Raw genomic sequence first — 13,827 nt, forward strand, 5'->3', positions numbered from 1 at the left:
ATTTATTAGGCGCTATTACAAAAGTCGCATAAGGTATCTTATGTTAAATCACTTCCTCGAGCGCGATTCAAAATCTCGAATTTTTTTTCGATTAGACATTGGAGACTGCCACGTCAGCGGGTTTCACTGAGGCCTCTGCTTTCGGCCAAGCAGTGAGGGCATAAGCAAACAAAGCCTTGGACCTTTCGATAATTTTGGCTTCGTTCCAAACGGCGGGTGGATCGCGCCGGAGCCAAGCGTTGAGACGCAAGTCACTGTCCTCAATAATTGCTGTCGCCTTACCGGGAAACGGCCCGTTACTGATCGAACTGTTGAGGGGCTGCGTCAGCAACGTCAAATTGCCAACGGTGTCGATGATACGTATCCGGCACTTTTGCGGTGTTTCGTCGTCGATCAATGGCATAGCTGCGGCATAGGTATAGTCTTCGAGAGATCCTTTCTGGGGCAAGAGATGCTCGACTGTCAGGTCATCGGGAAGCGAGACATTTTCGTTGCGCGAGGTTCGCAAACTGGCCTCGATCGCCCGTAGCACCATCGCCGCGCGATCTGGGCGCGATTTGACATAAAGGGGCCGAGTGGCCCAGGCGCGAGCGAAATCATCGTCGCTTGGCCAAACGGCCGTGGGCTCCTTCGAGCGAAGTAATTCATTTCGCACAGCATCGGCAATCGATTTGCCTTCAGCGGCGGCCTGTTTGGAACGCACCAATACCGACAGAAAGAACTTATTGTAGCTCTTGTTGGTCAAACCGCAAATGAAACGTCGGACGAGAAACGACTCAAGATCAGCGAGCGTTTGATCGCGTTCGACGCGAGGCAACAACGAATTTGGCTGAGTGGTAAGAAAAAGAAGTAGAGGATAGACCGTTCCGGTATCGAGCGCCTGGAGCCTTCGGGCAAGTCGCGCGAGGCGGTCATCGCCCTTTGGTTGGAGCAGACGAGAAAAATGCTCGCTCGACGTCTTCAGATCGCGAAGAAAATCTTCAAGGCTCGTTTTCTGTCCCGCCCGCCACCGGCTGAATTCACGGAAAAGCTGCCCAATATTGAGCTCTTTTTCGGTATGCAGCGTGAGATAATAGAACATGAACAGATCGATGCGAGGACGTTTCAAACGCCCCTGCTGCTCTTCTTCGTACCAGAAGCGGTTTTCGCCGGTTTCATTAAGGGTGTCTTCTCGGGTCGCATCGAACTGTTTCCAATAACTCTCGTAGAGCGCCTCTCCCCTGCCGGCACCCAGATTTGCAGCCTGTAGGAACACGAAGTTTCGGATTAGGTCCGAAGGCAGCAATGGCTGGCCACGAGCGTTGAGAGTTTCAAAAATTACCTGCGGGTCGTCTCCGTGCTCAAGTTCAATGACCACGAACTGCAAGGCCGAGAGCATGACTCCTGTGATCGCATCGATACGCAATGGAGCAAGTGCTTCATCGGCGCCGGCAAAGTCGCGGATCGCCTCGTCAAAATAAAGATAAGCAGCTGCCATGCGCGGTAGATGTGTATCGCGTCTACCATTGTAATTTCTCAGTAGATTGTCCCTGCTGCCCGCGGTTAATACGCATGTAAAGGGATCGCGATCGGAGAGAGAAGGCCAGACTTTAAAGGCCTCCTCATCAAGAGCTGGATTGCGGTCAGGGTTGATTGTCCAACGTTCGAGCCGCCCGACTGATGCCGACCCAATTTCGCGCGCGAGATCGCGCAATGCCGCAAGGAAGATTTGAAGAGTAGTTAGCCTTTGCTGACCGTCAACGACCTCAGCGCGAGGCACGGATTTGCCTACAATCTTGCTGAGACTCCAGACGACGGCGCCGAGAAAATGTGTTCCGGTAACGGCATCGGCCTGAGCGTCCAGCTGTTCCTCAGTCGCCCTGCGAATGTCGTCCCAAAGCGGTTCCCACTGATCTAGTCGGTTCCAGACATAAGCACGTTGATAAAGCGGAATGACGTAACGCCGCTCTTTCTCGAAGACATCGTTGACTGTGAGTTTGTGGGGCTGCATGAGGGGCTTTCAAAGAATCGGCAAAAGTGAGCTTAGACGGGAGACTAGGCTTTGTGAAATGGCAGATGTGCACTCTCATTTCAACAAGGCCCACTGCGTCTGTCTTGAGCTTCGCAACTTAAATGTAGAATTTAAAGGGCTGACGGTCCGCCCCTTTTGCCGATCCCATCGTCAAAACGTCGCCAATGATGTTTGCAAACCGCACCGTAACGGGAAGCCCATCGTTGAAGTTGCACGAATTGTAATTGATTTTCGTTAGCCCCATGATGTCCGAGAGCACAGTTTTGATGTCGGGGAGATTTTTTTTGGACCGCAACACGGAGATAAATAGAGGATTAGGCGTTTCAGGCCCGATGTAAGTATCCAATTGCGGCGCATAGCCGGTTGTCCAAAGATAGGCGTTCCGATGGTCGAGCACGAGAGCAGTTCCTCGCACGACTGGATAGTCACCGTCTCGAAATAACTTGGTATCGCCCCGCGTCGATTTAATTCGCACCCCTACGACATTCGTATCTTCGTGGGCCGCGGTTTCGAAGGCGCGCCATTCGTCGTCGCTAAAGGACGTGCGGCCATGAATGAAAAGCTCTCTTGGCGGACTACCATGTTTATCCGTATAGGTCGCCAAGACTTTGTCGATTAGATCCCGCGCCGCGCGCGGCTCGAGGTGGTACTCGTAATCGGCGGTCTTCCACGGCCCATTGGCGCCACGAAAAACAACGCCGTCACCTTCGCTGAGGAACATCTGAGCGGCGCAGCAAACATGGTCATTGGGATCATTCGGAAGGTTTTTATACACGAGCCCAACATAACATACGCCAGGGCGAATGCCGGCAAGCTTCCACGGCGGCGCAGCCTGCGTCTTGTAATAGAGACCTGTCGCGAGATTCCAAGCGACTGTCGCTCGATCCTGCAAACGCCGAATGGGATAGCCGGCGGAGTTCTTGAACGCCATCGGAGCGAGCGTCGTTTCGCGGAGAATCTGCGTCGGCAATAAATCCAGGAGCTCGGCTTTCACCTGACGATGAAAGTCAGGCGCATCGTCGAAAATGCCTTCAGCGGTCTGATCGACGAGATCCCCAAGCAACGGTAGATCGGAGCGTTGGCTCTGCTTTTTGCCGAAATCACCTCTCACCATTGGCAGGCCCGTCCGCTTGGCCCGCGGTCGGCATCGTTCGAAAATCGGTTCGGGCACCACCAATGCCCACACATCGATGACGCGCTCTTCGTTGGATTGATATTTGCGAATTCGCGAAACGTAGAGCCGGACAACCTTTTTTACGGCTTCGTGCAGATTGACGATGCGCGAAGCCTCGTCGATGGCTTTTGCCTCTATCGGGCACGCCGCGAATTCGTTTTCGTTGAACGTAATGCCGAACGCCTCTTCGATCCCTGGGAAATTAGCGAGATGCAAGCGCTCTTTCTTTTCCGTTTTCCCAGGCGGGGGAACGTCGACGCGCTTCTTAATCTCTGCCGCCCAAGACTTGAAATAATTGATGCCGTCCGGTGTCCCTACGACCCCGATCCGGATGTCACGCGTTTTGCGCGCCTTGCCATGCGGACCATACAAGAACAGGCCATCCTTCGGATGAGGCGTAGTCTGACCGAACGCAAATTCAAGTTTGGGTTCCGGAAAATAGAGCACCTCTAGCAGGCGTTCGGGCAACTGCATCTCAGTCGTCCTCCTCTGGCTCAGGTCGTCCAAGAGTAGACAGATCCTGCTCGTCTTCATCGTCGCGCATGCTATCGGGAAGGTCCGTCGATACAGGCGAGGAAAAGAGCATCGGTGCGGCATCGAGCTTAATCAAAGACGATGGCGACAACCGCAAGGTGATGAACGCCGAGTCTCCCGAAAGAAGCTCAAGGAACGCCATGGTGCGGCCATGCCAGTGTTTGTTGCGCCAGCCTTTGCAAATGCTTCGCCGCAGCCGATGCATTTTCTTGGCATCGCTGTAGATCTCGCCGACTTGTTGCTCGACCATCGGAGCAAACAGCACGCGCGACTTCAGCTTGAAATGGTAGAAAGGCCAAAAGGCTGGGAGCGCGGTTACGCCAAAATGCCAAACTTGTCCCTTCATCGCATTGCGCAGCGCTGATGATCGCTTGCTGCCCTGCCGTCCCCATGGAAATAACTGACCAAGCCGCGCCTGGTCGGGACCCGCGTGAAAGCCTGCCGTATCCATCGAATACCTATACTCGAGAAGACCGCGCTCCCGGCAAAAGCGGTTCCATGCCTGACGGAACATCGAGTAAGTTATGTTCGATGCCGTTTGCTTGGAAACACCGCAAGCGTCAGATCCTGAAGCGACGAATGTAAGGGTGTCGACTTCGTGTTTGACTTCGAATTTCCCCACATGGGCGAAGGTCTCATTGGTTTCCTCGAGGGTGCCGAATGATAAAAACCCCAGCTTATTCGGCTCAACGGGATACCCCGCCGATTGACAAGCTTTGTTGAGCGCCGAACGTTCAATGGCGCCGGTGGCTTCAAAATAACGAATGACATCTGGAATTTCCGCGACACGCAGCCAGTTTGACGTCAGCCGCTCGGGTTCATCCCTGACGACGATTGCCCCGCGTCGGCGGAAGCTCTCCCAATTGGGATTAATCTGCGGATTGGATGCGTTTAGAGGGACTTTCTGTTTCTTCAGCGTCGCGAGGAGTTTCGCGAGCCCTTCCGCCCAACCGCGAAAGAAGTCGACATATTGCAGCTCGCCAATTCCAAAGAGCTTCTTATATGGCGCAAGCCGAAGCGGGATGATAAATTTCGGATCACCAAGTTGTTTCACCAAGTCGCTTGCTATGCCGATTTCCTCCTGAACTCCCTCGCTGGCAAGAGTCGTGTCGCTGCAGCAAAGCAGCATTTTGACAGCTCGATTTTGGAGGGTATCTGTCACCTCCTTACGCCAACGCGTGCCTCCGTCCAGACTGAGGATGTCGGCAAACACCAGATAACCTGCGGCCTCCAAACGAGGCGCAAGCCACAAGGCAAATTCGTTATCGCCAGGTGTCGCCTTGCTGAGGAACACAAGCTCGCGCGTACCTTGTTCGGACATGCGGCTCAGCGCGGATACTTTCTCGTCATTCGAATTCAATCGTCCCCCAATATAATTTTTTTCGCCATCCATCGGCTCGGTTATTCGTCGATCTCGCCGTTATCTTCCTCACCGTTCTCCGAGCTCAGTCCGGTCGGGGTGAACGGCATCCTCGGAGGAGCCGTACGCCACAAGAGATTGACTTCCGCTGACGTCAGCCCGTACGCTTGATTGACCAAATCGGATATTTGTTTTTCCAAGTTGAATATTTCCGCACTCACGACGCGAATAGGTTCAAGCGTTGCAGAATACTCGCGCTTTAGTTCCGCCTGGTCAGCAGCAGTGAGCCTTTGGCCCTTTGGAAGATTTGTTTTTACAGCCTCAACAAATCCCTCGAGGTCCAATCGATCCGGATTGGCAAGCCCGGCTTTGGCTCCGGAAACGGTAAACTCGGTCCCAAGCCAATCCCTCAGGTTATGCGCGGCTGTCGAAACGAGACGGGATTTCGCTTCAATGGCGTGAACCGCGGACAAAATTCGTTCGTCTTTTAGCGCCGAGGCAGCTATCGGCAGCGTTTCCATCTTGACCCCATCATTCGACAGAGCCTCATCCTTCATGTGAATAAAATGTCGCCACGAGTACCACCAAATCAGAGGCGAGTTCAAAATCGCCAGCAAGGACTGATCGGCGCCTGAGATCACAAAAGTCTTGTTACTTGTATAGAGTTGCTGATCATCGAAACAATAGCGGGGGTGAAATTGGATCGCCTGATAAATGATTTTGGGGCCTTCGAAGACTGAGTAGTAGTCTGTGCTATCCTGCAGCTCGTACCAGGCATATGAGCCTTCCTTCCGACCCTGCCATTTCTCGCCGGCGCGCTTCGGCTTCCAGCCGTCCGGTTTCGAGAGTAGATTTTGTTCATAAGCCCGAAGATGTGCCTCGACGGATGGGTAGGCGGTGATGTCGATCCCACGTCGTGCGAAGATGATCCAAAGGCCGGCCCACTTGGGCGTCCATCGTTGAACGTCCTGCCCCCGCAAGAACGGCTTGATGATTTCTTTTGCGTTCGGATCGAGCGCGATAAGGCGATCGCGGGTTTTTGTATCGACGATAAATGCTTTATTGAAGCCCGTTGTCACGCCCCTATAGCACCGCAAACCAGGAAGCTCGCTTAGCGGCGCCTGCCCGCCTATTTTTTCCATAAGCTTGACGACGTCGGGCGGCTCGAGCGTCCAGCTTCGACTTGTGAAGTGCGAACGAGGTAATCGGTACGACGCCCTCGCCACAGCTTCGTCAAGCGCCTTTTCCGGCACGTCGTCGCGTGGGATGACGCACACTTCCGTCTCCGAAGGAGCTGCGCCAAGCATAGGCTTGCGTATGACGATGACTGAGGGGAACACATCGGCATCTGGAAAAAACTTTTTCGCATGACCGAAGTCGGCGACGAACTCGACCCAAGCCTTATTCTCAAAGACGCCGCGCAGCCCATCCGCGTAATTGGCGCGCATCCACTTATTAGTTACAACATAGGACAAACGTCCGCCAGGTTTCAGAAGATGCAAGCCTTGGTCGTAGAAATAAACATACAGATCCGCGCTACCATCGTAGCTGTCGGGATAAGCAGTTTTGAGGTGTGGCTTGTAATCCTTGATCAGCTCTTGCCGCACGTACGGCGGATTGCCGACGACGGCATGAAATCCCCCTTGTAGCTCGGCATTTTCCCAGTGGGTCCAAACGCCGGGAAAGGCGATCTGCCAGTTTTGAAATTTCTCGGCCCGAACAATTTGCCGCGCGCGGTTGAGAATACCCGCAAACCTCGGTGCACTCGCCCGGGCACCATTACGTAATTGATCGAGCACGTCCTTTGGCTGAGCGTGCCCGTCTCCGGCATCGGTTGGTCCCAGGGTAAAGCGGCCACGCGCTATTTCGAATGGATCGCCATATTGGCCATCTAGCCAGGACCGCACCGCCGATTGGTCGTCCTTGTCGAGTTTCAGCCATTCGAGCGCATAGAGAATTTTGACAAAGCTGTTAAGCGGTCGCGTTTCCTGCTCGATGCCGTCGAATAGCGTCTTCGACTGATGCACTTCGGCGATGTCGATATCGTTGACGCGTTCGAGCTTCTGCATGGCGAGCGCTTGCGCCATAGCCTTCTGCATCGGCTCGTTGATGAGCAACTGGCCGCCCCACTTCGCAAGGCGGTCCATGGCCTCGCGCACCCAGTAGCCAAACAGTGTATTTCCGCAGCGCAGATGGTGGTCCAAAAAGGAAAGCGGCGCGCCGACCGTAAATGTGTGAAGCCAAAGTGCCACCTTGGCCAATTCAACGGCCATGGGATTTTTGTCCACGCCGTAAATGCAGCGCTTCAGTACGGTGCGGCGGACGATGTGGCGGTCGTCGAGATGTTCCATGACGAAAGGCCATTTGTGAACCGTCGCCTGGCGGATGATGTCGGTTCGCGTCTGCTCGATACTTGCCAACACTGGCGAACGGTACGGCTTGTCCGACCAATCAACGATGAGTTCGGCCTCAGCAATTGATGCAAGCGCCTTGTCGGCCAGCCAGTCCACCAGGTTGACGAGGAAATGCCCGGAACCCATTGACGGGTCGCATATGCGAAGCTCAAGAATGGCAAGCGCCGGATCGTAACCCTGAAGCAGTGCGAGCCGGGCTTCCAAAGGCCGCTTATCCGTGGCCAATTTGGCCGATTCCGTTCGGAACGTTTGCAGGCGTTCTTCGATAAACGGTCCGACCGCCCTTTCGATGATCAGTGATACTAGGCTATCCGGCGTATAGTAACTCCCGGATTCGTGCCGCGCGGTATCATCGGCATCAACGATGACGGTATCGCCGTCCTGCTCGTAGCGCAGGCCATATTCGAGCGTTCGTTCATAAATCGTGCCGAGCTGCTGGACGGTGAGGTCGCGGTAGTTGATATAACGCGACTTGCCGTCATCATCGGGCCGATGTGAGAGTTTATAAATCAGTTCCGCTAAGACGGCGTCCGGTAGCTCCACACGGTCAAGTATCGGTGCGCTGTCCTTCGCGAACAAACCACCATTGTAGGGGGGAATGCCGAGTGTATCGTCGCCCTCAGCAATCGCCTTGAAGACGGCCTTCAACTTCGGCCAATAGATGGCGATCGTAGGTGAAAACGGTTGCAGGCTCGCGACACGCGCCGCAATCTCTGCGCGCATACTCGTAAGGGAGTAGCTCTTATACGGCTCCTGATTTTTCGGAAGAAGATCGCGATCCTCAGCGTACACCACGAAGAGAAGTCGGTAGAGCAAGACCAATGCGCTTTCCCGTAGATCTTCGAGATAGCGGGCGTCGATATCCATTGGTTTTCCGTGATCGCAGCGATGAAGAGCCGCGACCAAATTCGGATAAAGCTGTTGGAAAACGAGGCGCGATAGATCGCGCGTAACCTTGGCTTCCCAGATTTTACCTTCGTCGCGCGCGATGTCATGGAAGGTGCGAGGACCATCGAGCGGCAGGAAAGCTTGCTTACGAAAAAGTAGCACGAACAGCTTGAGAGCGTGCGCCGGCGTTAGCTTCGCATCCGATCGTTCGACAAGGTCGAGTTCGTGCCCTGGGAGCTGAAGCGCCTTAGCAAGATCGACCTCGAAATAATCTTCCGAAACCGACAACGCGCCCTGATAATAAAGACGCCATTTTGCGCCGTTCGTGAGGATGCCAAGGCGAACCTTGCCGCCCGTCACGATGCTCACCCTATCGAGATACTGCAACATCTGCGTCGAAGGCACGCCCTCTTCATGGGCGTCACGTTTGTCTGTGCGATCCAGTGCGCGGCCCCAGCGCTTAGCCTCGGTCACGGCGAGGCCATGCTGGTAGCGCTTCCATTGGTCCTTTTCCCCGACAGCACGATCCCGCGCATCGGTATCACCGAACAGAAGCGCATCTGGGACGTGCTTTCGCCCCTTGGCGGAAAGGGTTTGCTGCACCTCGACGTCGCTCCAGCCGAGCAGCTCGAGAGCCGGGTAGATAAAAATCTTCTCGGTTTGGGCTTCGTTCGCCGCGTTGATTCCCTGAATCTTCGCGGCGAGCTTTTTTAAACTTGCCTCGATGGTCGCAAGTTCTTTATCGCTAAGCGCTTTCCACGGCTCACTACGGGTAACGCCTTCGAGCAGATAGTCGCGTGTGAACAGATTACCGGAAATCACGAATCAGGCCCCCAAATTTCGCTTTCGAGTATGGCAAGTCAAGGAGGGCGAAGGAAGCCTAAGTCCGAAAAGGACCTTTCTCTATGTGGAATAGCCTTGGGGCGCTTTCACTATTGCTAAAAAATGTTCCGATCTTCGAACCGAATCGGACAGAAACAATGGCTTGGGCGCTTGATCCTTTGTTCTCAAGGCACCTGCCCGCCGGGCAAAAGCCTGCGAGCAAATGTTCAAAACCTACGCGGATGCCATGAATACCTCACAGCCCGATATCTCGAAGCCATGTCTTGAGCTTGCCCGGCCGACAGGTACCTCGAGGGTGAAGAGTGCAGAGACGGCAGTGACGCCAGCAATGGAAGGTGAGGCTCCCAAGCCTCACACCGGCGACCCGAAGTTGGACGCTATGCTTACGCATTTATTTGGAGATTTGAGCAAGCCGGTCCCTCCCCCGCAACGCTAACCGCGCCGTGGCGAAGAGGGTTTGACCGCTCGGTCTCTCCCTGCTCTCCTGCTTTGCTGAGATCGCGACGGGGACATCGGGGAGCGAGACGTGCGGGTTCATATATTGATCGATACCAGCATCTGGCTGGACCTTGTTAAGGACTATCGCCAGCAACCGGTGATCAGCGCGCTTGAGGATCTTGTCGATCGCAAGGAAGTGACCTTGATAGTTCCTGAGGTCGTCCTCGCTGAATTTGAACGTAATAAAACGCGCGTTGCCGATGATGCCAAGCGCAGTCTGAAATCGCATTTCACTTTGGTGCGCGATGCCATCAATCGATTTGCGCCCGAAGACACCAAACAGGCCGCGATCGACGCGGTGAACGAAGCTGATCATTCGGCTGTTATGAAGGGAGAAGCCGTCAACGCCTCCATTGAGCGTGTTGAAAAGCTTCTCCACGTGTTTCCGGTACTCGAGGCGACGTCCGAAATCAAATTGAGGGCGGCCGAGCGTGCTCTGGCCGGCCGCGCCCCGTTTCACCGAGCAAAGAATTCAATTGGCGACGCGATTATTTTCGAGACCTACGCAGACGCCGTTTCCCACGATCAGGTTGGCGATCGCTTTGCATTCGTCACTAGCAACGTTCATGATTTCAGCCAGGGCGTAGGCGATCAACGGTTACCCCACGCGGATCTATCCGAGGCGTTCGAAGACGAAACGCAATCGACCTACTGGACTAAGCTTCCCGATCTGATCGAAAACCTCGACGAATTTCTCCTCCCCGACATGGATTTCGAGTTTCGAGGTTTTTCCGAACATCGGTTGCTGTCCGAAATCATGGAAGCCGAGCACAGGTTGTTCCTACAGGTTTGGTACAATCGGCATATGAATCTTCGCGCAAAAATCGCCGACGGATCTCATGCAGTCGTTGAAAAAGTGTCCCTCGCGACCCAACCCTACCGCAATGACCAAACCCTCGACACGGTCTGGGCGGTCGCCCTTACCTCCGCAACCAAGGTTGAGGCCGAGCTAGGCCCGGGAAATGTTGGTCCCTGGGATGACTTCGAATGGGGAATGATTACTGGCAAGCTCTCGGCGCTCCGATGGATAATGGGCGACGAGTGGGATTCCCTAGACACCTAAACTGGACCCTTGATGGCACTGCCCTGCCTCGGTACATTTCATCTGTGTGCAACCTCTATTCCCAAACGCGAAACTTCGAAGCGATCCGGCGCTTGTTCCGGGTGCCGCACAATCGCGCCACTGTCCTAGAGCCGAAGCCGGCAATTTTTCCGGGTTACGATGCGCCGATCGTTCGGCGCGCGGAGGACGGCGAGCGCGAGCTCGTCTCAATGTCTTGGGGCTTTGTGCTGTTGCAGGATGGCAAAGCTCCTCGCCGCGTGACGAATGTGCGTGACGATAAAATCCTCTCCAGCAGGTTTTGGAAGCCCTCCTTCGAGAAGCGCCGATGCCTGGTGCCGGCGTCATCCTACTGTGAGCCGAATGGCGAAAAGCCTGCCTCGTGGTTCTGGTTTGCCGTCAACGGCGACGAAGATCGCCGCCTCTTCGCCTTCCCAGGTATCTGGCAGCGCTGGAAAGGGCCAATCAAAAAGGACGGCCCGAACGTCGAGATCGATCTCTATTCTTTCATGACGACGAAGCCGAATGCTTTAACCGACAGCATCAATCACGAGCGCATGCCGGTGTTGCTGACGGAAGAGGAAGAATTTGAAACTTGGCTGACGGGTTCAGCCGATGACGCGTTCGCCCTCGCTCGCAGTTTCGATCCCGACAAAATGCGTATCGTCCAGAGCGGCAAGGAAAAGCTCGATCTTCTCGGGCAGTCTCGGCCGCAAGTAATCGTTCCCCTCCTATAGGAGGCGGCGGCTTCCGCTGACCGAAGCCAAACTACGAATCCGATCGAAGTTTACATCTTTTTCCTGCGGGCGTATCATCCCTACACGGACGATATGAGTGGGAGAATACATGCCGAAGAAAGAAGAACCAAGTTCGCAAAAGCTTTCTAAACATCTACGGCGTGCGGGCGGCGAATTCACGGCCGAGCAAATCGCAACCATTGAAAAAGCTCGCGTAGCGCTCCTCAAGCGGCATGCGAAAGCGAAAGCCATGGTTCGGCAATACTTAGCCGGCTTTGATCAAAACTCACGTGATCACGTTTTAAAGGCGATGTTAGACTTGGGTATCGAATCCCAAATATCATTACTCGGAGAAGATGAGGCGCAAGATTTCCTGGGCATTGTGTTCCAGCGCGTCAAACGAGAGCTTCGCGGCCGGGTGAATTGAGAGTTAGTGCATTTATAGACTACGTGCGAGGGCGCCAAAAACAACGACCGCTCCCGCAGCGCCAACACAGTTCAAAAGTGACAGCGCAAAAGTAAGAAGCCAACGGCGTCGTGCTCCTACGGCCGCGGCGCGGGGCCATAGCTCGACGTAACGCCCGATATTCACAAGCACTAAGCCACCGGCACTAACGGCAGGAAGAGCGACCACGCGCCACCGCAGGCGCCGGCAATCATCGATCCGACTATGGATGCGATCGCCCTGAGCAACCGATGCTTTTCGATAACATGCGATAACCGATCTTACCGGCCGCGACCGCCGTGATCAGCCGCTTTTTCGAAAATGTAAACCAGGAGTTCGCGCGCATAATCGGTTCCCATCAGGCGCTCCACGTGCTCGATACCAATTTCATAGATGGCGGCGACCGCGAGAGCCAAGGCCGCTTCGAACCGTGCGTTCTTCACGCCGTCGTCGGGATCATCTTTGACGCAATCATTGAGCCATCGGTTAAGGCAAGTTCTAAGACCGGCAAGATGCTCATTAAAAAGCGCGGCGTCACGCTTGCGGAGGTTCTTTCTGGCCTTCGATTCACGCATGGCGCCCCTCCGCTTGATAAAACTACCAGTCTCCCGGAATTCGTGACTCGAGATCTTCGTTCGCCCGCTCTTGCGGTCTCATTTTTGCCCGGCGACGACGGTTCCAAAAGTTCGCGGCAATGACGATGAGAACACCGGCGATGATTATCGCGTAAACAAGAAATTTGAAGCACCTCACGATCGTCCCCCAATGCTTTTCAAGGCTTGCATCTGGCCTCTGGGGTTTGATGTTGGCGTTGGCGATGCAGAAAGACGATGCGGATGAATTTCTCGGCGTTCTCTTCGCCCAATGTTTGAATCTGGTGGTCAATCGCCATGTCGAGCATCGCTCGCAACATATCGCCGCGGATATCGAGATCGTAATCATCGAGGATCTTCTCGATGTCAGTCTTCTCCCGATCCACCCGTTGTTGGATGATGGCACGGAGGGCCTTTAGCGCGGCGATCTCGTCGGCTGTAAGCTCAATATCGCGTGAGCTATTTTCGTCTGAAGTCATCGCGGTTCACGCGGCGGCCGCACTACTTTGCCCCGCGTCCGATCGATCATTCGTTTGCGGATCTGACTATCGGATTGCTCGAGATCCGCGACGTAGTCGGGGTCCGATACCGTGTGCTGCAGGGGGGCTTCTGGATAGCAAACGCCATCTGGCGTGTGCTCGGGCTCTGGGCGCACGTTGCTTAGTGTCGTTTGGCGGACGGGAAGCCGGGATGTCTTGTGGACTATGCGCGGTTTCGTCATGGCCGCAAGTAGAATGGCAACTTTATTTGGATCTCTTGGCCTGTCGTGAACTCGCGCCGGCGCGGGTTCGCCACGACGCCGGCGGCTACGTGGAAACCGAGCGTTGCAAGCTTGCTGACAATATCAATGGTGGATTCAATATTTGTCATAAATCCTTACCTCCCGTTGGTGGCGCGGCCATCGCGGCGGGACGCATCGGCATAAACAATGCCGGCTCGAGCGCCCGCTTCGCGTTCTCGATGTGTTGTCGGATCGCGTGACGCTCATTGCAGATGTTTTGGTGTTGACGATCGAGCGCGCGATACTCGCTTGGCCGTTCCCCCTGCTCTCGGGCCCAGACCATGGGCAGCAACCGCATGAAGGAATCATGGATGCCTTGAAACGCGTAGAGCTCACGATCATGCAGCACGGCCAGTCCATCGACAGTGAAGATGACTTTCAAAGTTGGATGTTGTCGATCTCGTTCTTGAACATCAAGAAGCAAGCGTAGAGCTTCCTGGTGCTCTGTCTTTTCCACGTCGAGCACGAGGCCTAACCCGGTCTGTCGTT

General features: G+C 54.8%; 10 protein-coding genes. 3 read left to right on the plus strand and 7 right to left on the minus strand.

Annotated elements, in window-relative coordinates; genetic code table 11:
• Positions 1-91 precede the first annotated feature (91 nt).
• The 4 genes from WC811_RS10975 to WC811_RS10990 form a co-directional block, all read right to left on the minus strand.
• The gene (locus WC811_RS10975; protein ID WP_372644354.1) at positions 92-1,990 is read right to left on the minus strand and encodes a DUF262 domain-containing protein; all 1,899 of its coding nucleotides are present in this window, start codon (positions 1,988-1,990) and stop codon (positions 92-94) included.
• A gap of 118 nt (positions 1,991-2,108) precedes the next feature.
• Positions 2,109-3,659, minus strand: coding sequence for a hypothetical protein (locus tag WC811_RS10980; RefSeq protein ID WP_372644356.1), 1,551 nt, complete (start codon positions 3,657-3,659; stop codon positions 2,109-2,111).
• A gap of 1 nt (position 3,660) precedes the next feature.
• Positions 3,661-5,112, minus strand: a complete 1,452-nt coding sequence (locus WC811_RS10985) for a toll/interleukin-1 receptor domain-containing protein (RefSeq protein ID WP_372644358.1) — start codon at positions 5,110-5,112, stop codon at positions 3,661-3,663.
• 8 nt (positions 5,113-5,120) lie between these two features.
• Positions 5,121-9,203 (minus strand): Eco57I restriction-modification methylase domain-containing protein, encoded by a 4,083-nt coding sequence (locus WC811_RS10990; RefSeq protein ID WP_372644360.1) that lies wholly within the window; start codon positions 9,201-9,203, stop codon positions 5,121-5,123.
• Between the two features lie 562 nt (positions 9,204-9,765).
• Between WC811_RS10990 and WC811_RS10995 the strand changes: the two genes are divergently transcribed.
• The 3 genes from WC811_RS10995 (at position 9,766) to WC811_RS11005 (ending at position 11,946) form a co-directional block, all read left to right on the plus strand.
• The gene (locus WC811_RS10995) at positions 9,766-10,785 is read left to right on the plus strand and encodes a PIN domain-containing protein (RefSeq protein ID WP_372644362.1); all 1,020 of its coding nucleotides are present in this window, start codon (positions 9,766-9,768) and stop codon (positions 10,783-10,785) included.
• Positions 10,746-11,519, plus strand: coding sequence for an SOS response-associated peptidase (locus WC811_RS11000; protein ID WP_372644364.1), 774 nt, complete (start codon positions 10,746-10,748; stop codon positions 11,517-11,519). The genes WC811_RS10995 and WC811_RS11000 overlap by 40 nt, the downstream gene beginning before the upstream one ends.
• A gap of 109 nt (positions 11,520-11,628) precedes the next feature.
• A complete protein-coding gene (locus WC811_RS11005; RefSeq protein WP_372644366.1) occupies positions 11,629-11,946 on the plus strand; it encodes a hypothetical protein in 318 nt (105 codons plus the stop codon).
• Between the two features lie 299 nt (positions 11,947-12,245).
• Here WC811_RS11005 and WC811_RS11010 read toward each other — a convergent pair whose 3' ends face one another.
• The 3 genes from WC811_RS11010 to WC811_RS11020 form a co-directional block, all read right to left on the minus strand.
• Positions 12,246-12,539: a hypothetical protein gene (locus WC811_RS11010; protein ID WP_372644368.1), complete on the minus strand. Its 294-nt coding sequence runs from the start codon at positions 12,537-12,539 to the stop codon at positions 12,246-12,248.
• A gap of 197 nt (positions 12,540-12,736) precedes the next feature.
• Positions 12,737-13,036 carry a hypothetical protein gene (locus tag WC811_RS11015; RefSeq protein WP_372644370.1) on the minus strand — a complete coding sequence of 100 codons (300 nt, stop codon included), beginning with the start codon at positions 13,034-13,036 and terminating at the stop codon, positions 12,737-12,739.
• A 387-nt stretch (positions 13,037-13,423) separates the two neighbouring features.
• Complete coding sequence (locus WC811_RS11020; RefSeq protein WP_372644373.1) at positions 13,424-13,804, minus strand: hypothetical protein; 381 nt, start codon at positions 13,802-13,804, stop codon at positions 13,424-13,426.
• Positions 13,805-13,827: the final 23 nt, after the last annotated feature.

This window comes from Hyphomicrobium sp. (genome assembly GCF_041659645.1).
GTDB lineage: Bacteria > Pseudomonadota > Alphaproteobacteria > Rhizobiales > Hyphomicrobiaceae > Hyphomicrobium_B.